Below are 24,549 nucleotides of genomic sequence, written 5' to 3' on the forward strand. Positions count from 1 at the left end.
ATGGTGTCGAAAACGGGCACCTCAGGCGAAGATCAGGTACAGCGCGTACGCGGCGGCAGCCGACGGCAGGATCGAGTCCAGCCGGTCGAGGAAGCCCCCGTGGCCCGGCAGCCAGGAACTCATGTCCTTGATGCCCAGGTCGCGTTTGATCAGGGACTCGGCCAGGTCGCCGAAGGTCGCGCTGAGCAGGATGACCACACCGAAGATGAGCCCGAACCACCAGGGCTGATGCATCATGAAGACGGCGAGGACGACTCCGGCGATCAGGCAGACCGCGCCGGCGCCGGCGAAACCCTCCCAGGTCTTCTTGGGGCTGATCGTGGGAACCATTTTGTGCTTGCCGAAGCTGAGTCCGGTCGCGTAGGCGGCCGTGTCGGCGGAGATGACGAGGAGCAGGAAGGCGAGGGTCCACCACTGTCCGTCGGGCTGGGCGGCCAACAGAACGGAGAAACTGCCCAGGAACACCACGTACGACTGGATGAAGAACCCGGAGCCGATGTCACCGACCACGTCGCGGGCGGCCGCCCGGTGAGCGGGAAGGATGAGCAGCGCCACCCGCCAGAGCGCGATCAGCACGATGCCGCCCAGCATGGCCAGCCATTGGCCGGGCGCCCCCAGGTAGAACGCCGCGGGGACGACCGACACCGCCGCGAGCACCACGGGAATGCGTGGGACGTTACGGCCCGCGTGCCGGAGCGCCTGGGCCAGTTCGAAGGCGGTGAGGCCGACGAACGCCGCCGCGCAGACCATGAAGAGCTCTTTGATGAAGATGAGGCTGAAGAGCATGAACAGGCCGAGGGCGAGCCCGATCAGGATCGCCAGGATCAGGTTGCGGCCGGTGCGCGCCTCGATCCGTTCGTTGGTCGCGTCGAGCTGCGCCCGGGTGGCCTGCACCTGCCGCTCGAAGTCGGCGCGGGTCGACTGCATCTGCCGCTCGATGTCGCTCCTGGCCGCGTGCACCTGGGCCCGGAACTCCGCGCGGCTGACCCCGTGCGCGCGCTTGGGCGGCAGTTCCTTGTTCGGATCGTCCGACATGACGCTGACTCCGCCCTAGATCTCGAGGAGTTCGGCTTCTTTGCGTTTGAGCGCATCGTCGATGGCGTCGACGTGGGTCTTCGTGATCTGCTCGAGTTCCTTCTCGGCCCTGGCCACGTCGTCGTCGCCGACCTCGCTCTTCAGCGCATCGAGCTCGTCCTTCGCCTTGCGACGCAGGTTGCGCACCGACACCTTGGCATCTTCAGCCTTGGTGCGAACGATCTTGACGTATTCCTTGCGACGGTCGGCCGTGAGCTCCGGCAGCGTGGCCCGGATGACGTTGCCGTCGTTGCCGAGGTTGGCGCCGAGGTTGGGCGTGTCGCGGATGGCCTGCTCGATGTCGCGCAGGGCGCCCTTGTCGTACGGGCCGATCAGCAGCGTGCGCGCCTCCTGGTTCTGCAGGGAGGCGAGTTGCTCGAGCGGCGTCGCGGTGCCGTAGTAGTTGACGAGGATCTTCGCGAACATCTGCGGGTTCGCGCGTCCGGTTCGTACGGTCGCGAAATCGTCCTTGGCGGCTTCGAGTGCCTTGTGCATGCGTGCGGTGGCATCGGACAGAACATCCGTGATCACGGTGACTCCTTCTTCGGTGGCTTCAATAATCCTAGTTGGAGACGAGGGTTCCCAGATCGGCGCCGAGAATGGCGGCGGTCACGTTGCCGTGCGGAGCCATGCCGAAGACCTGCATCGGCATCCCGTTGTCCATGCAGAGGCTGAACGCGGTCGAGTCGACGACCTTGAGGCCGCGCTGGAGGGCGTCCTGGTAGGTGATGTGGTCGATCTTGCGCGCGTCCGGGTCGGTGCGCGGGTCGGCGGAGTAGACCCCGTCGACGCCGTTCTTGGCGACGAGAACGATGTCCGCGTCGATTTCCAGGGCGCGCTGCGCGGCGACCGTGTCGGTCGAGAAGTACGGGAGTCCGGCGCCGGCGCCGAAGATGACGACGCGGCCCTTCTCCAGGTGGCGCTCGGCGCGGCGCGGGATGTACGGCTCCGCGACCTGGGTCATCGCGATGGCGGACTGAACGCGGGTCTCCGCGCCGGCCTGCTCGAGGAAGTCCTGCAGGGCCAGGGCGTTCATCACGGTTCCGAGCATGCCCATGTAGTCCGCACGACCTCGGTCCATGCCGCGCTGAGACAGTTCCGCGCCGCGGAAGAAGTTGCCGCCGCCGACGACGATGGCGATTTCCACGGTCCTGGCTGCTTCGGCGATTTCGCGCGCGAGGGCGCTGATCACGTCGGGGTTGACGCCGAGGCTGCCCGCCCCGAATGCTTCACCCGACAGTTTGAGGAGGACCCTGCGTTTTTTGCTCGGCTTCGTTTGCGTGTCTGACATGCCCGTGAGCGTCCTTCCGTTGTGCGTGTTCTAAAACTACTGTGTGTGCTACTGGGGGCCCACACAGAGAAAGAGACCGGATTGCGACTGCAACCCGGTCTCCCTCATTGTGAATCCTGTTACGCGCCGACCTTGAATCGGGCGAAGCCCGACACGGTCAGTCCGGCATCGGCCAGGACCTTGCTGACGGACACCTTGTTGTCCTTGGCGTAGTCCTGTTCGAGCAGGGCAACCTGCTTGAAGAACGCGTGGATGCGACCCTCGACGATCTTGGGCAGGGCCGCTTCCGGCTTGCCTTCGTTCTTCGAGATCTCGGTGACGATCCGGCGCTCGGCCTCGACGGCGTCCGTGGGGACGTCTTCCTTGGCCAGGTACTCCGGGTTCGCGAACGAGATGTGCTGGGCCACGCTGCGCGCGGTCTCAGCGTCGTCACCTGAGTAGCCGAGAACAACGCCGACCTGCGGGGGCAGGTCCTTGCTGGTCTTGTGCAGGTAGATCGCGAACTTCTCACCCTTGACGGATGCGACGCGGCGCAGTTCGAACTTCTCACCGATGATCGCGGCTTCGCCGTCGATCAGTTCGCCGACGGTCTGGCTGCCGGCCGGGGCGGCCAGGCCTTCCTCGACCGTGGTGGCGCCGGCCGCGGCAACCGCGTCCAGGACCTTGTCGGCCAGCGCGACGAACTTGTCGCCCTTGGCGACGAAGTCGGTCTCGCAGGCGAGCTCGATCAGGGTGGCGGTGTCGCCGATTTCCTTGGCGGCGACGAGGCCCTCCGAGGTGGAACGGTCAGCGCGCTTGGCGTTGCCCTTGGCACCCTTCATCCGGAGGAGTTCGACGGCCTTTTCCATGTCGCCTTCGGCTTCAACGAGGGCGTTCTTGGTGTCGACCATGCCGGTTCCAAGACGCTCGCGCAGTGCCTTGACGTCTGCGAGGCTGATGCTTGCCATACTCGATTCCTTACTTGGCTTCTTCGGTGGGAGCGTCGGCGGCAGCAACGGCTGCGGCTTCCTCTTCCACAACGGGGACCTCTTCGACAACGGCCTCGGCGGCGACCTGCTCGGCGGCGACGGCGACGTCGGCAACCTCAGCGGTCTCGGCGGAGGACTGCTCGGGGGTCGCATCGTTTGCAGCGGCTTCACCGGTCTGCAGCAGTTCGGCTTCCCAGGCGGCGAGAGGCTCGACTTCGGCCTCCGGCTTGGCGTGGCGCTGGATGAGACCCTCGGCCGCTGCGTCCGCGATGATGCGGGTCAGCAGGCCGACCGAACGGATGGCGTCGTCGTTGCCCGGGATCGGGTACTGGACGTCGTCGGGGTCGCAGTTGGTGTCGAGGATCGCGATGACGGGGATGCCGAGCTTGCGCGCCTCGTCGATGGCAAGGTGCTCCTTGTTGGTGTCGACAACCCACAACGCGGACGGCGTCTTCGTGAGGTTGCGGATACCACCGAGGCTCTTGTGAAGCTTGATGAGCTCGCGCTTCTTGATGAGCATTTCCTTCTTCGTGAAGCCGCTCTTGGCGGTGTCCTCGAAGTCGAGCTCTTCGAGCTCCTTCATGCGGGCCAGACGCTTGGAGACGGTCTGGAAGTTGGTGAGGAGCCCACCGAGCCAGCGCTGGTTGACGTAGGGCTGGCCGACACGGGTCGCCTGCTCCTGAATCGATTCCTGCGCCTGCTTCTTGGTGCCGACGAAGAGAACGGTGCCGCCGTGGGCGACGGTCTCCTTGACGAAGTCATAGGCCTTGTCGACGAACCCGAGCGACTGCTGCAGGTCGATGATGTAGATGCCGGACCGCTCGGTGAAGATGAAGCGCTTCATCTTCGGGTTCCAACGGCGGGTCTGGTGCCCGAAGTGCACGCCGCTGTCGAGCAGCTGGCGAATGGTTACGACGGCCATGAGCCGTACTCCTTGTCCGGCGGGCCTGCAGGGCAGAGCAACGCCAATCGGTTTGTGTCGTGATCGGATGACCACTACTCCTGGTGCCCGGCACGCATCCGCCTGCTTCCGGGGAAGCGAGGACCGAGTGGATACGGAGGCCGATTGGGCACGCGTAGTCAGCGCACGAAGCGCTGCTTGGACGAGTTTAGCACCCGGCAGGAGGGCCGCCGTGCACCGGCGGTGCCGGGGTTCCCACCACAGCCGGAACACGGACGCTCCCTCCACGGATGCCCGGCCGGCGGGCCGCGCGCGCACGGACATCGGCAGGGTGGCGGCATGCAGCTCCCCCGCCTCTTCGCCGCAGCGGCACTGGCCGCCGCCGCCTTCGTTCCTGCCGCAGTGCCCCCACCTCAGGCATGGGTCTGGCCGCTGACGGCACCCCGGGTGCTCGCCGGGTTCGTGGCGCCTGCCACTGACTATTCCGCGGGACATCGTGGTCTCGACCTGGCCGCGGGCGAGCGGGAACCGGTCTTCGCCGTTTCCGACGGCGTGGTGGCGTTCGCGGGAATCGTGGTCGACCGACCGGTGCTGTCGATCCGGCATGCCGGCGACCTGACCTCGAGCCTGGAGCCGGTGGCCGCGGTCGTCTCGGCGGGTGAGACGGTCGCCCGCGGCCAGCTGGTCGGGCACGTCGGGTCGGGTGGTCACTGCTCCGAACGGTGCGTGCACCTGGGGGCGCGCCTGCACGGGCGGTACGTCTCCCCGCTGCTGTACCTCGGCGGCATCCGTCGGGCCGTGCTGTTGCCGCTCGCCGGGGAGGGGCCGGTTACGCCCTGGGGTGGGCGGTGAGGTAACTCTGCTTGAGGCGTTCCGCCGACACGTGGGTGTAGATCTGGGTGGTGCCGAGGCTCGCGTGACCGAGCAGCTCCTGGACCGCCCGGAGGTCGGCACCGCCATCGAGCAGATGGGTGGCCGCCGTGTGGCGCAGCGCGTGCGGTCCGGCCGGGCCGTTGCCCGGCACATCGGCGAGGAGGGCGGCGACGAGGCGGTACACGGCCCGCACGCCCAGCCTCCGCCGGGCGGTGCCGAGGAACAAGGCCGAGGCTGCGACCTGGGGCGCGGCGGCATCGAGCACAGCGGCATTGAGCACAGCGGCCTCAGGCTGGAGTTTCGCAGCGGCGAGCACCGGGCGCCCCCTGTCGAGGTACCCGAGGATGGCGGACTGGGCCGGGACGCCGAACGGCACGACCCGCTCCTTCGATCCCTTACCGGTCACCCGCACGGTGAGCCTGTGCAGGTCGATGTCGCCGGTGTCGAGTCCGACGAGTTCGGAGACGCGCAGCCCCGACGCGTAGAGCAGTTCGACGATCGCGAGGTCCCGGAGGGCGTGCGGCTCGCCGCCGGCCGCGCGCTGCTCGAGGTGGCCCAGGAGGTCCTGCATCTGGGAGCGGTTGATCACCCGGGGCAGGGTGCGGCCCGGCTTCGGTGAGCGCAGCCGGATCGCCGGGTCGGCCGGGCTCGCACCGGTGCGCGCCAGCCACGCGGTGAAGGCGCGCGCCGAGGCGGATCGGCGGGCGATGGTCGCCCGCGCCAGCCCGGCCTGAGTGCCGACCCAGAGCCAGTCCCGGAGGAGGTCAAGCGTGAGTGCGGACGAGGCGGTCACACCACGCCCGTCGGCGAAGGAGAGCAGACCGGCCAGGTCGCTCCGGTAGGCGCGGATGGTATGCGGGGAGAAGCCGCGCTCCGCGGCCAGGTAGACGGCGAAGTCCTCCACGGCTGCGGTGAGGGATATCGTCTGGCCCGTCACGGTCTGACCTGTCACGGTCTGACCTGTCACGGTCTGACCTGTCACGGTCTGACCTGTCACGGTCTGACCTGTCACGGTCTGACCTGTCACGGTCTGACCTGGGCTGTCACGCCACGCTTCCGGTCGAGTCGGCCTGGCGGGAGAAAGCCTCGGTGCGTTCCTCGGGGCTGAGCGACTGCATCCGGGCCAGGAAGGCCGCGTCGAACCTGGTCGCGACGTCGAATTCGCCCAGCGGCACGGTCGAGTGCACGATCTGGTCGTCGTAGACGTGCACGAGGTTGATCGACTGCCCGCCGCTCTGGCCGACCAGTTCTCCCTGCGGGGCGCTCGCATCGAGGGTGTAGCAGGTGGCGGCGGCGACGGAGACCGGGATGCCCGCAAACAGTCCGGTCGTGGCGTAGTGGAGGTGACCGCCGAGGATGGCCCGGATGTCGGTGCCGGCGATCACCTCGGCGAGCCGGGCCTGGCCGCGGAGTTCCAGGATGCTCATCAGCGGGATCATGGTGGGGATGGGCGGGTGATGCAGGGCCAGCACCGTGCCGTGGGGTGCAGGGTCGCCGAGCACGTCGGCCAGCCAGTCCAGCTGGGACGGGGCGAGTTCACCGTGGTGGTAACCGGGAACGCTGCTGTCGAGCGCGATCAGGCGGACTCCCCCGAGGTCGAACACCGCGTCGACCGGTGCGTCGGACCCGGCCTGACCGAGGAGGTCGGTGCGGAAGGCGGCTCGCTTGTCGTGGTTGCCCATCACCCAGACGACCTGGGCGCCGAGTCGATCGGCCGACGCCTCGACGAGGGCGCGCACCCGGCGATAGGCATCCGCTTCTCCGGTGTCGGCGATGTCGCCGGTGAAGACGAGCGCGTCGGGGCGCAGCCCGGAGCGTTCGAGTTGGGCCAGCGCCTGGCGCACGGGCGTGTCGGTGTCGACTGTTCCGTAGAGGGCCCGGGAGCCGCCGAGGAAGTGCGTGTCGCTGATGTGGACGATCAGATGGCTGGCGGGTCCGTGCTGGCCCATCTGGATCTGCTGGATCTGCTGGTTGGGGACGACTGCCATGCCTTGCCTTGCCTTTCATCGATGTCGCTCACACTACGGCTCGCCCCCGACGTTCGCGGGGTACGCCGCGTGAATCCGGTTCAGGCGAAGGCGAAGAGCCGCCGCACCACGGCTCCGTCGGCCAGCGCGTCGAGGCCTTCGTTGAGCTCGGCTATCGGCTTCGTGTCGGTGTGGAGCAGTTCGACGGGAAGGGTGCCGTCGCGCCACATCTGGAGGTAGAGCGGGATGTCCCGTGCCGGCACGGAATCTCCGAGGTAGGAGCCGAGCAACCTCACGCCGGTGCCCGCGAACTGCAGCGCCGGCACGCTGAGGATCTGGTCGGGGTGCGGCAGCCCGACCGAGACCAGGGCGCCGCCTCGGGTGAGGAGCCCGAGGCAGGCTTCCATCACCCGGGCGCTGCCGACGGCCTCGATGGCGACGTCGACGCCGTCCCCGGCGTACTCCGCGACGAGCGCCGCGGCCTCGTCGGGGGAACCGGCATGATGGGCGCCGGCCCGGATGGCGAGGCGTTGCTTCTCGGGGAGCGGATCGATGGCGATCACGCAGGTTCCGGGAATGCGGGCGGCCGCCATGACCGCCATCAGGCCGACCGCGCCCAGACCGAAGACGGCCACGGACTGCCCGGGGGCGAGCCGGGCGGTGTTCCGCACGGCGCCGATCCCGGTCAGCGCCGCACAGCCGAACAGGGCCGCGACGTCGAACGGGACATCGTCGTCGATGACGACCACGGACTCGCGGGCGACCACCGCGAACCCGGAGAAGGCGGAGACGCCGAGGTGGTGGTTGAGTCTCATTCCCGACGCCGTCCTGAGGGCGGCCGACCCGTGCAGGAGGTCTCCGGTTCCGTTGGCCTCCGCGCCGCGATGGCACAGGGCCGGCCGGCCGGCGTCGCAGGCTCGGCAGTCGCCGCAGCTCGGCACGAAGACGAGCACGACCCGGTCGCCGGGCTGGACATCCGTCACGCCGGCGCCGACCTCGGCGATCGTCCCGGCCGCCTCGTGCCCGAGGGCCATCGGCAGCGGACGCGGCCGGGACCCGTTGACCACGGAGAGGTCGGAGTGGCACAGGCTGGCCCGTTCGATCTTCACCAGCACCTCGCCCACACGTGGCGCCGGCACCGTCACCGTCTCGCGCCGCAGCGGCCGGCTGTCGGCGTAGGGGCGCGGCAACCCGGTGTCGTAGAGGATTGAGCTGAGCATCGTTGCCTGCGTCATGCTGTCCAACCTAACCCGCGGGTCAGGTGGAGGCGCGCACCCAGCCGGTCTCGCGTTCCCGGGCGGCGCCCTCGAGGTCGAGGCCGCCGAGGGCACCCTGCACGGCCGCGACGGACAGTCCGGCCCGGCGGGCCACGTCATGCACGGTGCGCGGGGACCGAGCGCTCAACGCGTCGAACACCCGGATCTGGTCGCTGGTGCGTTCCCCCCGGCCCGGTGCGCCGCCCCGGGCTCCGTCGCCCGTCTCGCTATCGCCGGGGAAGTCGAGCGGAACCTGGACCACCCGGTCGCCGACGAGTTCGGCCATCTCCGCCGCCGTGGTCACGCACACGGCGTCGTATTCGCGGATCAGCCGATGGCAGCCGGCCGACGTCGGGCTGGTGACCGGGCCCGGCACGGCGCCCAGCGGACGCCCCAGGGCTGCGGCATGCCCGGCCGTGTTGAGCGAACCCGACCGCCAGCCTGCCTCCAGCACGATCGTGGCCGCACTGGACGCCGCGATCAATCGGTTGCGTTGCAGGAAACGCCACTTCGTCGGGGCGGCCCCGCACGGTAGTTCGGAGACCACCGCGCCATCGGCCACGATGCGCCCCAGCAGCGCGTCGTGGCCGCTCGGGTAGAACCGGTCGACTCCCCCGGCGAGGAACGCGACGGTGAGCCCCGAGCTGGCGAGGGCAGCCCGGTGGGCCATCCCGTCGATGCCGTAGGCAGCCCCGGAGACGATCGTGAAGCCGCGGTCGACCAGCCCGGCCGAGGATTCCATGGCGATGTGTTCGCCGTACCCGGTGGCCGCCCTCGCTCCGACCAGGGCGATCGAGTTCGCCAGCGAAGCCAGGGCCGGGGCGGTGCCGCGCCACCACAGGGCGAGCGGGGCATTCCGGCCGAGGTCGTCGACTCCGCCGGGCCACACAGCGTCACCAGGCAGGGCCAGCCGGGCGCCCACCCGGGCCGCCTGTTGGAGGCAACGGGTGACGTCCCCCGATGACAGCCGCGGACGCCATCGCTGCAGGGCCTGCCCCAGTTCCTCCGCGAAGCCCTCCGGCACGCCGGTGTCCCCGAGCTGCGCGGCGAGCCTGACTGGCGAGCCCGGCTCGAGCACGGCCGCCAGGGCCGCGCCGGCACCGAGCCGGTCGACCAGCATCCCGGCGGTACCGTCCCCCGGCTCGGCGATGCAGGTCCAGGCCGCCCGGGCGAACACCTCGCCCGCGAGGCAGGGTTCCATCCGTGCCCGGGGGGCGTGCGACGGGCGCACCCCGGCCGCAAGCCCGGCCACCGCGACCTCGTCGAGTCCGAAAAGAGTCATGAGGTCATTCCCTTCCGCAGGTAAAGCGCCTGCCCGACCTGTTCCGCGCCGGGGCGTGCAACGCCGCTGAGGTCGGCGATCGACCAGGCCACCCGGAGCACCCGGTCGTAGCCGCGCATGGTGATCCCGCCGCGTTCCAGGGCCCGGTCGAGGATCGCGGTCGCCTCGCCGGGCAGTCTCGCGTGTGCTCCGCGCAGCCACGGGCCGGGCACCTCCGAATTGAGCGACCACGGCGTGTCCGCCAGCCGTTCCGCCGCCGCGGCTCTGGCTCGCTCGACATGCGCCCTCGCCGTCGCACTGGTCAGGCGCGGTCCGTCGGAGGCCAGGCGCAATTGCGCGGCGGTGACCCGCTGCACCCGCAGCTGGATGTCGATCCGGTCGAGCAGCGGGCCGGAGAGCCGGGCCAGGTAGCGTCTCCGGGCGCTCGGCGGGCAACTGCAATCGAGGTCGGCGGCCCCGTACTGGCCGCAGGGGCAAGGGTTGGCGGCCATCACAAGCTGAAACCTGGCCGGGAACCGGGCCACGGCGTTCGCGCGATGGATGCTGATCACACCCGACTCGAGCGGCTGGCGGAGCGCGTCGAGCACCGCCGAGGCGAACTCCGGGGCCTCGTCGAGGAACAGGACGCCATGGGAGGCGCGCGCCGCCGCGCCGGGGCGGATCCGGCCACTGCCCCCACCGACCATCGCCGCCGCGGTGGCGGTGTGGTGCGGGGCCTCGAGCGGCGGCCGGGTCGCCAGGGCGGGACCGACCCCGCGGCCGCTGAGCGAACGCATCGAGCTGACCTCGAGGGAGGCATCCGGGTCGAGGTCGGGCAGAAGGCCGGGCAGCCGGGCCGCCAGCATGGTCTTGCCCGCACCCGGCGGACCGACCATGAACAGGTGGTGGCCGCCGGCCGCGGCGATCTGCAGCGCCAGGACCGCGTCGTCATTGCCGATCACGTCGGCCAGCTCCGGCTCGATGGGCTCGACGCCGCCCTCGCCCGGCGCCGCGATCGCGTCGACCGGGACCGGTTCTAGCCGGGAACCATGCCAGATGGCGGCGTCCCGGAGGCTGGCGACACCGATGACCCGCATCCCCGGCACGAGGGCGGCCTCCGCTGCGTTGCCGGCCGGGACCATGACGGTGCTGTGGCCGAGCCTGGATGCGGCGATCACCGCCGGGAGCATTCCGGACGTCGGACGCAGGCGGCCGTCCAGGGCCAGTTCACCGATGTGCACCACCGCACTCACCGACTCCGCGGAGACGGCCTCGTCGGCGGCGAGGCAGGCCAGCGCAATCGCGAGGTCGAAGCCGGATCCGTGCTTGGGCAGGGCCGCCGGTGACAGGTTGATGGTCAGCTTGTTGCGGGTGAGCGGGCAACCCGAATTCTTCGCAGCGGCCCGCACCCTCTCGGTGGCCTCCGACAGGGCGGCATCCGGCAGGCCGATCAGCACGATGCCGGGCAGCTGGCCCGAGATGTCGGCCTCCACCTCGACCAGCGCCCCGGTGAGGCCGAGCAGCGCCACGGCGTGCGTTCGCGCGAGCGCCATCAGAACACCCCCACCAGGTGCTCGATCACCGGGTCGGCCCCCGGCCGGAGGATGACGGCGACCGCGTCGATCCGGATGCGCGCGGGCCGGGGCACCGACTGGTCGCACCAGGCCGCGGCCAGCCGCCGCAGTCGAGCGAGCTTGTGCACCGTGATCGCCTCGAACGGATGCCCGAAGCCCGTTCCTGACCGCGTCTTCACCTCGACGAAGGCAACTTCGCCGCCCTGCTCGACGATCAGGTCGATCTCGCCCTGGTCGCACCGCCAGTTGCGGGCGATGACCCGGTAGCCGGCCGCGGCCAGGAACCCGGCCGCGCACTCTTCGCCGCGCCTGCCCAGGTCGTCTTTGTCTGCCACGAGTGCCTCCGGGTCCACCCTGCCCGGAGGCCGGCCGTGTCCCCGGCGCTTTCCCCGATCGGTGCGACCCGCGGCCGTCCCCGCCCTGTGGAGGGTGAGCCGTGCCGACCAGGCTTCGCGGCGACTCGAGGGAGAGGCGGTGAATCCACCGGAACCGGTCAGAGGCCCAGTTTCGCCAGCTCGGCGTCCATCCGCACCGCGATCTCGCGGTAGCCGACGTCATTGGGGTGCAGGTTGTCTGCGGCCTTCCATTCCGGATGCCCGTCCATCCAGTGGGAGGCTCCCGGGATGTAGTCGGCGTCGATGGCCACGGCCGCGTCCCCCACCCAGCCGATGATGCGTTCCACGGATTCGGGCCGCTCGTCGGCATACCAGAACGGTTCGACGATGATGAAGCGGGCGTGGGGCAGTGCCTTCTTGAGCTCGGTGAAGTCCGTGGTGATCGCGGCCCGCACGTCGTCGGCGCGGCCGGGCATCACGAAGTTGTCGTTCAAGCCCATGGTGCTGATCACGATGTCGGGTTGCGCCTTGATCACCCGGTCGACGAGGTCGGGGCCGGGCAGGTTCGCCCGGTTGTTCACGAAGCCGAGCCCGTTCGTGCTCGGGTTGACCTCGGTCCAGCCGCGCTCGGCGGACACGATGGTCGACCAGCGGGCGGCCCGGCTTGATGCGCCCGTGCCGCGCGTGTAGGAGTCGCCGTAGAACGCGACAACGGGCGAACCGCCGGCCGGCGATCCCGTGGCCGTCGATCCCGGCGTCGAGTCGGCGACGCTCGCGCCTCCCGTTCCGGTCGCCCCGCCGAGCACCCCGGCGACAACGGCGATGGTCCCGGCGCACAGCACGCCGATCACGGTCAGGAGGGCGATACGTCGGCGCAGGGTCATGACTCTCATTCGGCAGCGGTGGCCCGTCCGGATTGGTCGCGCCCTCGCTCGAGGCTACCCCCGGGGGCACGGCTCAGCGCACGAGCAGCGGGATCCCCCCGCCGGCCGCGGCGAAGGCCGCATCCGTAACGCGCAGCACGCGCAGGATGTTGCCGCCGGCCAGGGCGGCGAGATCCTCCGCCGGCCAGCCCCGCCCCGCGAGCTCGGCCAGCAGCGCCGGGTAGCCGTCGACGCCCTCGAGGCCCGTGGGGAATTCATCCGTGCCGTCGAAGTCACCGCCCAGGCCGATGTGACGGATGCCGGCGACCCGGCGGGCATGCTCGATGTGATCGGCGACCTGCGCGATCGTCACGGCGGGCGCCGGGGTGTCCCTGGTCCCGTCGAACCAGGCCGAGTACTCGGGGGTGAGGAATTGCGGCACGAAGGTGAGCATGATCACGCCGTCGTTCGCGGCGAGCCGGCGGAGCACGTCGTCGGGCACGTTCCGGGGATGGTCTGCGACCGTGGAGACGCAGCTGTGGCTGAAGATCACCGGCGAATCGGTCAGGTCGAGGGCCGCGTGCGCCGTGGCAGGCGACACGTGCGAGAGGTCGACGAGCATCCCCAGCCGGTTCAGCTCCCGGATGTACTCGGCCCCACGGGCGGTGAGACCCCCGTGGACGAAATCGTCGGTGCCCGAATCGGCCCAGCTGGTGTTGTGCACGTGGGTCAGGGTGAGGTAGCGCACGCCCAGCCGGGCGAACATCCGCAGCACGGCCGGCGAGTCGTTGAGGCTGTGCGCCCCCTCCGCGCCGAGCAGGGAGGCCACCCGGCCGTCGGCCCTGGCGGCCTCGACGTCGGCGGCGCTCCGCGCGATGACGAACTCCCCGGGGTACCGGGCGGCGAGCCGGTAGACCCAGTCGATCTGTTCGAGGGTGCCCTGCACGGCGTCGGCGCCGGCGTGGTCGTCGCTGACGTAGACCGACCAGAACTGGCCACCGACCCGGCCGGCCCGGAGGCGGGCGATGTCCGTGTCGGTCGCGAGTCCCTGTTCGAGGCCCTCGACCGAGTAGTCCCGTTCCTCGCGGCAGACCCAGGCCCAGTCGTTGTGGCCGTCGATGAGCGGCGCGAGCCGCAGCGCCTGGGCGACGACGGCCGCGGCACCGGCAGCGGGGGCGGGGGCGGGGGCGGCGGAAGCAGCGGCGGGATTCATGCCTCCACGCTATCGCTCGACGGCAGGCTCCTCTCGTAGTCTGGATCCATGGGATTGCGCAATGAGCTGGTCGACCTGCAGATGAAGACGATGAACGTGCTGCACCGGGCCGTGTTCACGCTCTCCGGCGGGCGCGTCCTCGCCAACTTCGGGTCGATGCCCGCGGTCGAGCTGCACACGATCGGCCGGTCGAGCGGCAAACGGCGGGCGACGATGCTGACGGCGCCCGTGCACGACCGGCACCGGTACGTGCTGATAGCGTCGAAGGGCGGCGACGACCGCAACCCGCAGTGGTACCTCAACCTGGTCGCGAACCCCGACGTCGAGCTCACCGTGTACGGAACCACCATGCCGATGCGCGCCCGCACGGCGAACCCGGAGGAGAAGGCCGAGCTGTGGCCGCAGATCGTCGCCGCCTACAAGGGCTACGACGGCTACCAGCAGAAGACGAGCCGGGACATCCCCGTGGTCATCTGCGAACCCCGCTAGCTCACGCCCACACCCGCCCCGCTCGCTCAGGCCTGCAGCACCGCGTCCGGAAGGTCTGCCTCGGCCTTCGGGAAGACCGGCGGATGCGCGCCGGCCATCTCTTCGAGCACCCGGATGACCTGGCAGCTGTAGCCGTATTCGTTGTCGTACCAGACGTAGAGCACGGCCTTCCGGCCGGTGGTGATGGTGGCCAGCCCGTCGACGATCCCGGCCCGGCGCGAGCCGAGGAAGTCGCTGGAGACGACCTCGGGCGAGTCGATGTAGTCGATCTGCTTGTGCAGTTCGGAGTTCAGGCTCATCGACCGGAGGTAGGCGTTGAGCTCGTCCTTGCCGGTCTCGCGCTCGAGATTCAGGTTGAGGATCGCCATCGACACGTCAGGCGTCGGAACGCGGATGGCGTTGCCGGTCAGTTTTCCGGCCAGCTCCGGCAGTGCCTTGGCCACAGCCTTCGCCGCGCCCGTCTCGGTGAGCACCATGTTGAGGGCGGCCGAGCGGCCCCGGCGGTCACCGGAGTGGAAGTTGTCGATCAGGTTCTGGTCGTTCGTGAACGAGTGCACCGTCTCGACGTGCCCGTCGACGATGCCGAAACGGTCGTTGACCGCCTTGAGCACGGGGGTGATCGCGTTGGTGGTGCACGAGGCCGCCGTCACGATGGCGTCGTCGGCGGTGATCGAGGTGTGGTTGATGCCGTGGACGATGTTCTTCAGGTTGCCCTTGCCGGGCGCGGTGAGCAGCACCCGGGCCACCCCGGGGCAGGCGAGGTGCTGGGAGAGCCCCTCGGCGTCGCGCCAGCGGCCGGTGTTGTCGACCACGACCGCGTCGTGGATGCCGTACCGGGTGTAGTCGACACTGGCGGGGTCGGAGGAGTAGATGACCTGGATCAGCGTGCCGTTGGCCAGGATCGTGTCGTTTTCCTCGTCGACGGTGATGGTTCCCTCGAACGGCCCATGCACGGAGTCCCGTCGCAGCAGGCTGGCCCGCTTGACGATGTCGTTGGCGGACCCGCGGCGCACGACGATGGCGCGCAGGCGCAGGCCCTGGCCGCCGCCGGCGTGCTCGATCAGGATGCGGGCGAGGAGACGTCCGATCCGGCCGAACCCGTAAAGCACGACATCGGTGCTCGTGCGCGGGTCGGCGCCCTGCTGGCCGACGACGTCGGCCAGCTCCTCGCGCAGGAAGTCGTCCAGGCTCCGGCCGGTTTCGTCAGCGCGGTAGGCCAGGTTCAGCCGGGCCAGGTCGATCGACGCGGCGCCGAGCCGCAGCCGAGCGAGCGCCTGCAGCATCGGCAGGGTCTGCTCGAGGGGAAGTTCGACGTCGTCGATCTGCCGGGCGAAGCGGTGCGCCTTGAGCAGCCCCACCACCGACTGGTTGATCAGGCTGCGCCCGTGCACGCTGGTGACGACGTTGTTGTCCCGGTACAGTCGGCCGATCAGCGGGATCATCGCCTCCGCCAGTGCTTCCCGGTTGATCCATGTGTCTCGGCAGCGATCAGCATCCTGAAGCAAGGACATACCTTTCTCTCCCGGCCGCATCGTTGCGCCGGGTTGTGCAGGCTGGCAGCCTGGGCCGGGCAGACCGGCGGTGGTCGGCCCGGAATCGGGGGGCGCGACCGCCGGGGCGGCCGCGGGTCGAGCTATTCGTCGAGCGCGAGCTCCTTGGGCAGCTCGAACTCCTTGGAGGCGAGCTCCTCCACGTTGACGTCCTTGAACGTCAGCACGCGAACCGACTTCACGAACCGGTCGGAGCGGTAGACGTCCCAGACCCAGACGTCCTTCATGGTCAGTTCGAAGTAGAAGTCGTGCTCAGTGTCCCGGCGCACCAACTCCACTTCGTTGGCGAGGTAGAAGCGTCGCTCGGTCTCGACGACGTACTGGAATTGCCCGACAACATCTCGGTACTCTCGGTACAGGGCCAACTCGACCTCGCGGTCGTAGTCCTCGAATTCTTCTTCTTCCATGGTGTTTCAATCCTACGCTGTGATCTTGAGCCACGATTTGCGGTGCAGCCCGGTGGGGCCGAGCAGGGCGATCGCTTCCAGGTGGGCCGCACTCCCGTAGCCCTTGTTGCCCGCCCAGCCGTAGCCGGGGTGCCGGGCATCCGCTTCGATCATGAGCCGGTCACGGTGCACCTTGGCGATCACGGATGCCGCGGCCACCGAACCGCAGTCCTGGTCGGCCCGCACCCGGGTGACCACGTTCAGCGGAGTGTGCAGGGCCTTGTTCAGCCAGTCGTCGTTGCCGTCGAGCAGCACGACGCTCCCGGCGATGTCGACCCCGGCGGCGTGCAGCGCCGCCAGCGCCCGTTTGCCGGCGAGCCCGAGGCAGGCGATGATGCCGAGCTCGTCGACCTCGGCGGCCGAAGCGAGCCCGACCGCCGAGTGCAGCGCCCAGGCGGCCGCGAGGGGCGCCAGAGCCTCCCGACGGGGCTCGCTGAGCATCTTGGAATCACGCAGTCCGTCGGGGATGGCGGGCGCGGCGGGTCCGACGACGGCCACGCCGACGCCGACTGGTCCGGCCAGCGCACCCCGGCCGACCTCGTCGCAGCCGATCACGCAGGTCGCGCCGGCGGCCATCATGGCCAGCTCGACGTCGAGGGTCGGGTCCACGACGCCCACCTAGTCGGTCTCCGCGGAGACCCCGCGGAAGACCTCCGGGTAATCGTCCAGCCAGGTCCAGCGGGCCAGCGGCCAGCTGATCACCAGGGCACGGCCGACGACGTTCTCGATCGGCACGAAGCCCTTGCCCGGCGTGTCGCCGTTGTACCGGGAGTCCTTGGAGTTGTAGCGGTTGTCGCCCATCACCCACAGTGATTTCGCAGGTACGACCACGTCGAAGGCGTCCTTGGACACCTGCGTCTGACCGGTCGGGAGGTTCACGTACGGTTCGGAGAGCGGGATGTCGTTGACGCTCATCTGGCCCAGCGCGTTGCAGCAGACGACGTGGTCACCCGGAAGCCCGATGACACGTTTGATCAAGTGGTCGTTGCTGTCGGGGGCGGAAAGACCTACCACGGAGAGCACCCAGTCGACGCCGGCCACGATCGGGTTCTGCTGCACCGGAGCCTGCGGCAGGAGCCAGCCGCCCGGATCACGGAAGACGACGACGTCGCCCCTGGCTATCGGGATGAGCCCGGGTTCGAGCTGGTTCACGATGATCCGGTCGTTGACCAGCAACGTCGTCTCCATCGACCCGGAGGGGATGTAGAACGAGCGGATCAGGAACGTCTTTATCAGGAACGAGATGAGCAGGGCCACCACGAAAATGACCAGGAGGTCGCGAAGGAAGAGTGCAACGCCGCGCTTCTTGCGCTTCGTATCTGATTCCAGGCGATGTGATCGCGTGGGCAGAGAATTGTCTGTCATTAAACCGCCTGAGCTCCTGACCCAGTGTAAGGGTGAGGAGCTCAGGGAGAAATCCAGCGAAGGCTGGGAGTCGACTGTTAGTCGCGCTTCTCTTTGATCTTGGCCTTCTTGCCGCGCAGGTTGCGCAGGTAGTACAGCTTCGCGCGACGCACGTCACCGCGGGTGATGACCTCGATGTGGTCGATCACCGGGGAGTGCACCGGGAAGGTGCGCTCGACGCCGACCTGGAAGCTGACCTTGCGAACGCGGAACGTCTCGCGCACGCCTTCGCCGGAGCGGCCGATGACGACTCCCTGGAAGACCTGGACACGAGAGCGGGCGCCCTCAACGATGTTGACGTGGACCTTGACGGTATCGCCGGCGCGGAAGGCCGGGATGTCCTTCCGGAGTGATGGTGCATCCACCTGGTCGAGAATATGCATAGTGATTCGCTCTCTGTATCCGCCACAGGACGACTACGATTTGTGCCGCGCGACCCGCTGTGAGCGACCCGCGTCGGCAACCGACTGAGTATGTTCATGCCGATACGTTGCAGCTCCCCTGTGGCAGAGGCTTGCTACGGCACAAACGCTGATTATGTCACGAAAGCGGTCGTTGCCGCAAAAGAAGCCGCCCCGGCCATCGAGCCGCGTCGGTCGTCGAGCTTGTCGAGACGGATGCCCGTTACTGCTCGGCGGGCTTCTCGTGGATGACGATCACCGCGGGATCGGCCGTGCTGTCGAAACGGGGAGGCCTGGGTGCACCAGGGGCGGACCCCGGGGGTGAACCCTGCACACCGCCGGCCGGCACCGTGCCGAACCGCGCGGTCTCCTCGATCACGACCAGCATCTCGCGCATCCTTGCCCGGGCGGCGCTGTAGAACTCCCAGATGACGAACCAGAACGCGGCCAGCCCGACGACCACGACGAGCACGGGAAGCCCGGAGGACGAGGCCGTGAAGCCGAGGGCGATGATCAGGGCGTGCCAGAGGGTGAGCACACCGACATCCGCCAAGGACACCGCCCGGGCGGCGCGCACGTCCTTGCGGGCGTAGATCAGCAGGGCGACCATGAGCAGGCCGATGCCGAGGAGGACGCCGCCGAAGAAGCTGCCGAGCACCATCCAGCCGCTGACGCCGAAGACCGACGCGCCGACCAGCAGCCAGGCGGGCAGCACGACGACGGCGATGAACTGCCAGTAGTAGAAGAGTCTGCGTACGAACACGAGATCAGACTACTCGCGTGATTCTGACTTACTCCTCGGAGTTCGCTGGGGGCAGAAGGTCGGGCCGCACCTGCCTGGTGCGCGCGAGCTGCTGCTCGCGGCGCCAGGCGGCGATGGCCCCGTGGTTCCCGCTGAGCAGCACGGGCGGCACGTCGTGCCCGCACCAGCTGGACGGCTTGGTGTAGCTCGGGTATTCCAGCAGGCCGTCCTCGTGCGACTCCTCGACGAGACTCTCCGGGTTGCCGACGACGCCGGGGATCAGCCGCCCGATGGCCTCGATCATGGCCATCACGGCGACCTCTCCCCCGTTGAGCACGTAGTCGCCGAGGCTGATCAGGCGCACCCGGCCGGAGGCGGCGTAATGGTCGAAGACGCGCTGGTCGATGCCCTCGTAGCGCCCGCAGCCGAAGACCAGGTTCGGTTCCTCCGCGAGGGATCTGGCCATCTTCTGGGTGAACAGTTCGCCGGCCGGGGACGGGAAGATCAGGACCGGTCCGGCATCCGCCCCGGCATCCGCCCCGGCTGCGCCACCGGACACCTCGCCGATGATCTCATCGAGCGCCTCGCCCCACGGCTCAGGCTTCATCACCATGCCGGCCCCACCGCCGTAGGGTGTGTCGTCGACGGTGTTGTGCCGGTCGTGGGTGTGATCGCGCAGGTTGTGCACGCGCAGGTCGATCAGCCCCGACTGGCGCGCCTTGCCGACGAGCGAGACGTCGAGGACGGAAAAGAACTCCGGAAAGATGGTGAGGATGTCGATGCGCACCAGAGAAGTCTAGGAGCGGATCAGCACCGGCCCGTTCGCACCCTCGAGTGCGGCGGCGCGGTTCACCCTGGTGCGGTGGGAGAAGTAGATCGGCAGGGCGGTGAAGAGCACGGCGCCGAGGAGGTTGCCGATCAGGACCGGACCCTGGTTCCAGACCCACCATTCGCCGAAGCTGATGTTCGCGCCGAGCATCATCCCGGCCGGGATGACGAACATGTTCACGATGGCGTGTTCGAGTCCGAGGCTGAAGAAGGTGGTCACCGGCAGCCACATGGCGAGGATCTTCCCGGCCGTCGACTTCGACGTGTAGAACATGATCGTGCCGATCGCGACCATCCAGTTGCAGAGCATCGCCTTGATGATGGCGACCAGGATGCCGCCGGCACCGACCGCTTCGTAGGGCAGCACCTTGTGCTCGGCCATGTGGATGATCGCCTGGATCATCGGGTCGCTCGTCTCGGTGCCGAGGTAGGTGATCGAGGCGACGTACAGTGCCGCGTAGAGCACGGCGCCGAAGAGGTGCGCGCAGATGACGACGGCGAAGTTGGTGAGGCCCTTCTGGAGGGTCGTGCGGCCCTCCATGATGGCGAGCGGGATAAGGGCGAAGCTGCCGGTGACGAGTTCCAGTCCGAGCAGGAGGATCATCGCGAAGCCGACCGGGAACAGCACGGCGCCGACGATCGGGAGCCCGGTCTGGGCTGCGGCCGTCAGCGCGACCGTGGTCGCCGCGCCGAGAATGGCGCCGGCGAGGGTGCCGCGCACGAACATCTGCTTAATGGTCAGGTTCGATTTAAGGACACCGGAATGGATGATGTCATCGATGAGTTGATCCGGTTTGACGTACGACATGCTGCGGTTCTCCTTGGAGGGTGTGCCGCGTCATGACGAGCTGGGAAGTCGGACGGGCGCGGCGCGCCACTCCCCGGGTGTGGTCGGGTCGCGTCTATGCGCCTTCGCTGTCGGGGGTCTCCACCGGAGACGTCAGCGTCTCGGGTTCGGAGTCTGCTTCCGGCTCGGTGTCCGGTTCCTCCGGCAGGTCGTCGTCGGGTTCCTCCGGCAGCTCTTCGAGCAGTCCGGGTGGAGGGGTGATGGTGACGATGCCGGTCGTGATGTCCACCGAGGGCACGATCGCCTTCACGAAGGGGATCATCACCTCGCCGGCCGGGGTCTTCACGATGAGCAGGTCCTGTGCCGGGAGGTGCTCGAGCCGGGTGATGGTGCCGATCTTCTCACCGTCGCGTACGACGGCGAGTCCGACGAGCTGGTGGTCGTACCAGGCGTCTTCTTCGTCGGGCTGTTCCTCGTCGTCCTGGTCGATCCAGAGGATCGCCTTGGCGAGAGCCTCGGCGGCTTCCCGGTCGGGGACGTCCTTGAAGAAGCCGACGGCGTGCTGGTTGTACCAGCGGAGCTCGACGAGCTCGAGGGTCTTGCCGTGCCAGGGTGACCCTGTGGGGACCTGGAGGGTGAACACGGCGCCCGGGACGAAACGTCGCCCCGGGTCATCCGTGAACAGTTCGAGCTTGATGGCGCCCTTGAGGCCATGGGCCTTCGTCAGACGCCCCACCCGGAGTTGACTACGGGGCGGCGTGCTGTCGTTCACCAAGCTCATTACCAACTACTCGCTAACAGTTTTCTTCAGAAATCGGTGTCGACGACGTCGACCCGCACGCGCCTGCCGTCGGCCAGCGCGGCCACGAGGGTGCGCAGGGCCTTGGCGGTACGGCCGGAACGACCGATCACGCGGCCGAGGTCTTCAGGGTTCACGCGAACCTCGAGGACCTCGCCACGTGGGGAGTTCTGAGCCGAAACGTGCACGTCATCCGGGTGATCGACGATCCCCTTGACGAGGTGCTCAAGCGCGGGAGCGAGCAAGACTACGCCTTGTCCTCTTCGGGAGCGGCGGCGTCAGCCACGGTCTCCTTGGGGGCCTCTTCCTTCGCCACGGGCTTGTCGGCCTTCGGCTTGAGAACGGGCTTCTTCTTCTCGTCGGCGACGAAAGCAACCTTGGCTTCCTTGACCTTCACGGTGCTGACGGCGTTCTTGTCACCCTTGAAGATGCCCCAGTCGCCGGTCAGCTTGAGGAGAGCGGCAACCTGCTCGGTCGGCTGTGCGCCGACGCCGAGCCAGTACTGCGCGCGCTCGGACTTGACCTCGATGACGGAGGGCTCCTGCGTGGGGTGGTAGATGCCGATCTCTTCGATGACACGGCCGTCGCGCTTGGTGCGCGAGTCGGCGACAACGATGCGGTAGTACGGTGCACGGATCTTGCCCATGCGCTTCAAACGAATTTTGACAGCCACAATTCTCCTGTGTATTTGATTTTTGGCGAACTGACGGCCGTGAGCGTGGGGGCACACTCGGCACAAGCTCAATAAGGTGGTTTTTTCCTGCGTCTGAGTAGAGGGTCGAACGCAAGAGAACTCGACTAACCATTCTGCCAGACGATGCCCCGTTTCCGATAATCGGCGGCCATCCCTCTCCTGGTGCGTCGGGCGGTCCGGCACCCCCGGGCGGCTGCGCGTGGCGGAGCGCGCCCGATCGGTGTCAGGATTGTGCCACGACACACCCGTTCGGGGTGACGCCCTCCTCGAAAGGCTCCACGTGGGAATCGACTTCGTGCGCTCAGAGCGGTCGACAATCGGCATCGAGTGGGAGCTCGCGCTGGTCGACCGCGATACGGGCGACCTGGTCTCCCTCGCCGACGAGGTGCTCGACGCGCTCCGCGGCGCAGACGGCTCACCGCACCCGAAGATCACCGGCGAGCTGCTCCTCAACACGGTCGAGCTGGTTTCGGGGGTCCATCACACGGTGGCCGGGGCGGTCGCGGATGTCGTCGGCCAGGTCGGCGAGGTGCGCGCGATCACCGATCCGCGAGGCGTCGATCTGATCTGCAGCGGGTCGCATCCGTTCGGCCAGTGGTTCGACCAGGAGGTCACGGACAAGGCCAGGTACCACCGCCTGATCGACCGCACCCAGTGGTGGGGGCGCAACATGATGATCTGGGGCATCCACGTGCACGTGGGCATCGAGGACCGCGCCAAGGTGATCCCCATCCTGAACGGACTCCTCACCTACCTGCCGCACCTGCAGGCGCTGTCCGCGTCGAGTCCGTTCTGGGCGGGCGTGAACACCGGTTACGCCTCGAATCGCGCCCAGATGTTCCAGCAGCTCCCAACGGCGGGGCTTCCGTGGATCCTGGACGACTGGGCAGCGTGGGAACGCTACGTCGAGGACATGACCGTCCCCGGGATCGTCGACGACGTCACCGAGGTGCGCTGGGACATCCGCCCGTCGCCACGCTGGGGCACGATCGAGATCCGCGCCTGCGACGGCGTGTCGACGGCCGAGGAGCTCGGGGCGATCGCCGCGTTCATCCAGTGCCTGGTCGAGTGGATGTCGACGCGGCTGGACGCGGGCGAGACCGTGCCGCAACTGCAGCCCTGGTTCGTGCGCGAGAACAAGTGGCGTGCGTCGCGGTACGGGCTCGACGCGGAGATCATCCTCGACGCCGCCGGGGCCGAACGCCACGTCATCGACGATGTGCGTCGCCTGATCGGCGTGCTCTCCCCCGTGGCCGAGCGCCTGGGGTGTCTGGCGGAACTGCTCCAGCTGAACGTGATCCTCGGTGCCGGGGCGAGCTACCAGCGCCAACTGCGGGTGGCCGACGCGGCCGGCGGAAACCTGCCGGCGGTCGTTCACGCACTCGCCGACGAGCTGCGCACAGGGCTCATCGCGCGCTGAGCGGGCTCTCTTCCCGGGGATTGAGCCTGTCGAAATCACCCCTGGCTCGTCCTCCACAAATCGAGTTTGATCAGGTTATCCACACCCCATCGTGAGGCCGGGTTTGGGGACGGTGAATGTCGGTGGCTGGTCGTAGTGTCAGGTTATGGCCACCCCGGTGAGCACCTCCCAACACGAGCTCGGACTGCTCTTCGACGCGGTCGCGGCAGCGGACAGGGCGATCGCCCGGTGCTTCGCCGCGCGGGCCGAGGCGGTCGATCGGGCCCGCCGGTTCAGCGCCGCGCAGGCCGCGTCGATTCCGTTGAGCCTGCAGTCCCGGTGGAGCCGGGAGGAGATCGCGCAGCGGGAGCTCTCCAGTGAGTTGGCCGCCACACTCCGGATCCCGGAGCGCACGGCGCAGACCCTGCTCGCGGAGAGCCAGGCATTGGCCGAGCACCTCCCCGCTACCCGGGCCGCGATGGCGGCGGGGCGGATCAGTTACCGGCACGCGCAGACGATCGTCCAGCAGTCCTGGTCGATCCCGGTCGAGGGGCTCGCCGCCTTCGAACAAGCACTCCTGCCGGCGGCGGAGACACTCACGGTGGCCAAGCTCAAACACAAGGCCCGGCTGCTGCGGGAACGCCTGCACCCGGAGACGATCACGGCCCGGCGGGCGAGGTCGATCACCGACCGCACCAGCGGGGTGACCCCCGAGCACGACGGGATGGCGACCCTGTATGTGACGACGGGGGCGGAACTGGTGCAGGCGATCTTCCACCGGGCCAACGACCTCGCCGCGAGTCTGCAGGGGCCCGACGAGACACGCACGCTGACGCAGATCCGCACCGATGTGCTCAGTGACCTGCTGATCCACGGGGTCACCCCGACCGGCGTCGGCACCGGCGTCAAAGCCACCGTGCAGGTGACCGTGCCGGTGCTGACGCTGCTGGGGCACAGTGAGGAACCGGGGTACTTGGAAGGGTACGGGCCGATCGACCCGGACACGGCGCGGGATCTGGCGTCACGGGCGCCGAGCTTCACCCGGCTGCTCACCCACCCGGAGACCGGGGTGATCCTCTCCGTCGGGAGGGACCGGTACAAAACGCCCAAGGCGATGCGCCGGTTCCTCCGCCTGCGCGATGAGACCTGCCGCTTCCCCGGCTGCAATCGTCCCGCGAGGGGTGCGGAGCTTGACCACTCCCATGACTGGAGTCTGCTCGGCGAGACGGCGCACGACAACCTCGCCCACCTCTGCAAACCCAACCACGCGTTGAAAACCCAGACCCGGTGGACCGTCACCCAGAAACCCGGCGGCATCCTGACATGGACCTCCCCGACCGGGCGGGACTTCATCACCGAACCCGCCACGATCCTTCCGACCGGACCGCCGTCGACGGCGTCTGATCTCCCCGACGACGCACCGTTCTGATGCCG

28 protein-coding genes are annotated in these 24,549 nt (G+C 68.7%); 4 read left to right on the forward strand and 24 right to left on the reverse strand.

Translation table 11 applies throughout. From position 1 onward, the window contains the following. Window positions 1–21 precede the first annotated feature (21 nt). The 5 genes from IWX89_RS05560 to rpsB form a co-directional block, all read right to left on the reverse strand. The gene (locus tag IWX89_RS05560; RefSeq protein WP_374220486.1) at window positions 22–1,035 is read right to left on the reverse strand and encodes a phosphatidate cytidylyltransferase; all 1,014 of its coding nucleotides are present in this window, start codon (window positions 1,033–1,035) and stop codon (window positions 22–24) included. A 15-nt stretch (window positions 1,036–1,050) separates the two neighbouring features. Beyond that, a complete protein-coding gene (gene frr / locus IWX89_RS05565) occupies window positions 1,051–1,605 on the reverse strand; it encodes a ribosome recycling factor (protein ID WP_134507028.1) in 555 nt (184 codons plus the stop codon). A 31-nt stretch (window positions 1,606–1,636) separates the two neighbouring features. Continuing rightward, the gene (gene pyrH, locus IWX89_RS05570; protein WP_196902566.1) at window positions 1,637–2,365 is read right to left on the reverse strand and encodes a UMP kinase; all 729 of its coding nucleotides are present in this window, start codon (window positions 2,363–2,365) and stop codon (window positions 1,637–1,639) included. A 119-nt stretch (window positions 2,366–2,484) separates the two neighbouring features. Continuing rightward, a complete protein-coding gene (gene tsf, locus IWX89_RS05575) occupies window positions 2,485–3,312 on the reverse strand; it encodes a translation elongation factor Ts (protein ID WP_134507024.1) in 828 nt (275 codons plus the stop codon). A 10-nt stretch (window positions 3,313–3,322) separates the two neighbouring features. Next, the gene (gene rpsB, locus IWX89_RS05580; RefSeq protein WP_196902567.1) at window positions 3,323–4,255 is read right to left on the reverse strand and encodes a 30S ribosomal protein S2; all 933 of its coding nucleotides are present in this window, start codon (window positions 4,253–4,255) and stop codon (window positions 3,323–3,325) included. Between the two features lie 318 nt (window positions 4,256–4,573). Here rpsB and IWX89_RS05585 point away from each other — a divergent pair, with 318 nt between their 5' ends. Further along, window positions 4,574–5,086, forward strand: a complete 513-nt coding sequence (locus tag IWX89_RS05585) for a M23 family metallopeptidase (RefSeq protein ID WP_196902568.1) — start codon at window positions 4,574–4,576, stop codon at window positions 5,084–5,086. Here the strand turns inward: IWX89_RS05585 and IWX89_RS05590 are convergent. The 8 genes from IWX89_RS05590 to IWX89_RS05630 form a co-directional block, all read right to left on the reverse strand. Then, window positions 5,064–6,059, reverse strand: coding sequence for a tyrosine recombinase XerC (locus IWX89_RS05590; protein ID WP_374220487.1), 996 nt, complete (start codon window positions 6,057–6,059; stop codon window positions 5,064–5,066). The genes IWX89_RS05585 and IWX89_RS05590 overlap by 23 nt on opposite strands. Before the next feature lie 91 nt (window positions 6,060–6,150). Beyond that, on the reverse strand, window positions 6,151–7,095 hold the full coding sequence (locus IWX89_RS05600; RefSeq protein ID WP_196902569.1) for a phosphodiesterase: 945 nt from the start codon (window positions 7,093–7,095) through the stop codon (window positions 6,151–6,153). 80 nt (window positions 7,096–7,175) lie between these two features. Continuing rightward, window positions 7,176–8,294 (reverse strand): alcohol dehydrogenase catalytic domain-containing protein, encoded by a 1,119-nt coding sequence (locus tag IWX89_RS05605; protein ID WP_196902672.1) that lies wholly within the window; start codon window positions 8,292–8,294, stop codon window positions 7,176–7,178. Between the two features lie 37 nt (window positions 8,295–8,331). After that, the gene (dprA, locus tag IWX89_RS05610) at window positions 8,332–9,612 is read right to left on the reverse strand and encodes a DNA-processing protein DprA (RefSeq protein ID WP_196902570.1); all 1,281 of its coding nucleotides are present in this window, start codon (window positions 9,610–9,612) and stop codon (window positions 8,332–8,334) included. Beyond that, on the reverse strand, window positions 9,609–11,144 hold the full coding sequence (locus IWX89_RS05615) for a YifB family Mg chelatase-like AAA ATPase (RefSeq protein ID WP_196902571.1): 1,536 nt from the start codon (window positions 11,142–11,144) through the stop codon (window positions 9,609–9,611). Before IWX89_RS05615 ends, dprA begins: the two co-directional genes overlap by 4 nt. Continuing rightward, on the reverse strand, window positions 11,144–11,500 hold the full coding sequence (locus tag IWX89_RS05620; RefSeq protein ID WP_196902572.1) for a YraN family protein: 357 nt from the start codon (window positions 11,498–11,500) through the stop codon (window positions 11,144–11,146). Before IWX89_RS05620 ends, IWX89_RS05615 begins: the two co-directional genes overlap by 1 nt. Window positions 11,501–11,658: 158 nt before the next feature. Beyond that, on the reverse strand, window positions 11,659–12,384 hold the full coding sequence (locus IWX89_RS05625) for an SGNH/GDSL hydrolase family protein (protein ID WP_231382924.1): 726 nt from the start codon (window positions 12,382–12,384) through the stop codon (window positions 11,659–11,661). Between the two features lie 73 nt (window positions 12,385–12,457). After that, window positions 12,458–13,576 (reverse strand): dipeptidase, encoded by a 1,119-nt coding sequence (locus IWX89_RS05630; protein ID WP_196902574.1) that lies wholly within the window; start codon window positions 13,574–13,576, stop codon window positions 12,458–12,460. 48 nt (window positions 13,577–13,624) lie between these two features. Here IWX89_RS05630 and IWX89_RS05635 point away from each other — a divergent pair, with 48 nt between their 5' ends. Continuing rightward, a complete protein-coding gene (locus tag IWX89_RS05635; RefSeq protein ID WP_196902575.1) occupies window positions 13,625–14,065 on the forward strand; it encodes a nitroreductase family deazaflavin-dependent oxidoreductase in 441 nt (146 codons plus the stop codon). 26 nt (window positions 14,066–14,091) lie between these two features. On the opposite strand, the gene IWX89_RS05640 is transcribed toward IWX89_RS05635, so the two are convergent. From IWX89_RS05640 to rpsP, 11 genes are all read right to left on the reverse strand, one after another. After that, window positions 14,092–15,576 carry a glyceraldehyde-3-phosphate dehydrogenase gene (locus tag IWX89_RS05640; RefSeq protein ID WP_196902576.1) on the reverse strand — a complete coding sequence of 495 codons (1,485 nt, stop codon included), beginning with the start codon at window positions 15,574–15,576 and terminating at the stop codon, window positions 14,092–14,094. 122 nt (window positions 15,577–15,698) lie between these two features. Further along, on the reverse strand, window positions 15,699–16,022 hold the full coding sequence (locus IWX89_RS05645; protein ID WP_130176401.1) for a DUF2469 family protein: 324 nt from the start codon (window positions 16,020–16,022) through the stop codon (window positions 15,699–15,701). 12 nt (window positions 16,023–16,034) lie between these two features. Continuing rightward, window positions 16,035–16,679 carry a ribonuclease HII gene (locus IWX89_RS05650; RefSeq protein ID WP_196902577.1) on the reverse strand — a complete coding sequence of 215 codons (645 nt, stop codon included), beginning with the start codon at window positions 16,677–16,679 and terminating at the stop codon, window positions 16,035–16,037. Next, window positions 16,680–17,426 carry a signal peptidase I gene (lepB, locus tag IWX89_RS05655; RefSeq protein WP_196902578.1) on the reverse strand — a complete coding sequence of 249 codons (747 nt, stop codon included), beginning with the start codon at window positions 17,424–17,426 and terminating at the stop codon, window positions 16,680–16,682. It lies immediately after the preceding gene. Between the two features lie 77 nt (window positions 17,427–17,503). After that, the gene (gene rplS, locus IWX89_RS05660; RefSeq protein WP_196902579.1) at window positions 17,504–17,848 is read right to left on the reverse strand and encodes a 50S ribosomal protein L19; all 345 of its coding nucleotides are present in this window, start codon (window positions 17,846–17,848) and stop codon (window positions 17,504–17,506) included. Between the two features lie 241 nt (window positions 17,849–18,089). Continuing rightward, entirely contained in the window at window positions 18,090–18,629 is a 540-nt protein-coding gene (locus tag IWX89_RS05665) for an MFS transporter (RefSeq protein WP_196902580.1), read from the reverse strand. A 28-nt stretch (window positions 18,630–18,657) separates the two neighbouring features. After that, window positions 18,658–19,395 carry a tRNA (guanosine(37)-N1)-methyltransferase TrmD gene (gene trmD, locus IWX89_RS05670; protein WP_196902581.1) on the reverse strand — a complete coding sequence of 246 codons (738 nt, stop codon included), beginning with the start codon at window positions 19,393–19,395 and terminating at the stop codon, window positions 18,658–18,660. Window positions 19,396–19,404: 9 nt separating this feature from the next. Next, window positions 19,405–20,244, reverse strand: a complete 840-nt coding sequence (locus tag IWX89_RS05675) for a formate/nitrite transporter family protein (protein WP_196902582.1) — start codon at window positions 20,242–20,244, stop codon at window positions 19,405–19,407. A 94-nt stretch (window positions 20,245–20,338) separates the two neighbouring features. Then, window positions 20,339–21,004: a ribosome maturation factor RimM gene (gene rimM / locus IWX89_RS05680; protein ID WP_196902583.1), complete on the reverse strand. Its 666-nt coding sequence runs from the start codon at window positions 21,002–21,004 to the stop codon at window positions 20,339–20,341. Window positions 21,005–21,030: 26 nt separating this feature from the next. Further along, window positions 21,031–21,267, reverse strand: coding sequence for an RNA-binding protein (locus IWX89_RS05685; RefSeq protein ID WP_134524588.1), 237 nt, complete (start codon window positions 21,265–21,267; stop codon window positions 21,031–21,033). Window positions 21,268–21,269: 2 nt separating this feature from the next. After that, complete coding sequence (gene rpsP / locus IWX89_RS05690; RefSeq protein WP_196902584.1) at window positions 21,270–21,695, reverse strand: 30S ribosomal protein S16; 426 nt, start codon at window positions 21,693–21,695, stop codon at window positions 21,270–21,272. A 301-nt stretch (window positions 21,696–21,996) separates the two neighbouring features. Here rpsP and IWX89_RS05695 point away from each other — a divergent pair, with 301 nt between their 5' ends. Both IWX89_RS05695 and IWX89_RS05700 read left to right on the forward strand, forming a co-directional pair. Then, window positions 21,997–23,136, forward strand: coding sequence for a glutamate--cysteine ligase (locus IWX89_RS05695; RefSeq protein WP_196902585.1), 1,140 nt, complete (start codon window positions 21,997–21,999; stop codon window positions 23,134–23,136). A gap of 145 nt (window positions 23,137–23,281) precedes the next feature. Further along, window positions 23,282–24,544, forward strand: a complete 1,263-nt coding sequence (locus IWX89_RS05700; RefSeq protein WP_196902586.1) for an HNH endonuclease signature motif containing protein — start codon at window positions 23,282–23,284, stop codon at window positions 24,542–24,544. Window positions 24,545–24,549: the final 5 nt, after the last annotated feature.

Source organism: Cryobacterium sp. MP_M3 (assembly GCF_015752155.1).
Lineage (GTDB): Bacteria > Actinomycetota > Actinomycetes > Actinomycetales > Microbacteriaceae > Cryobacterium.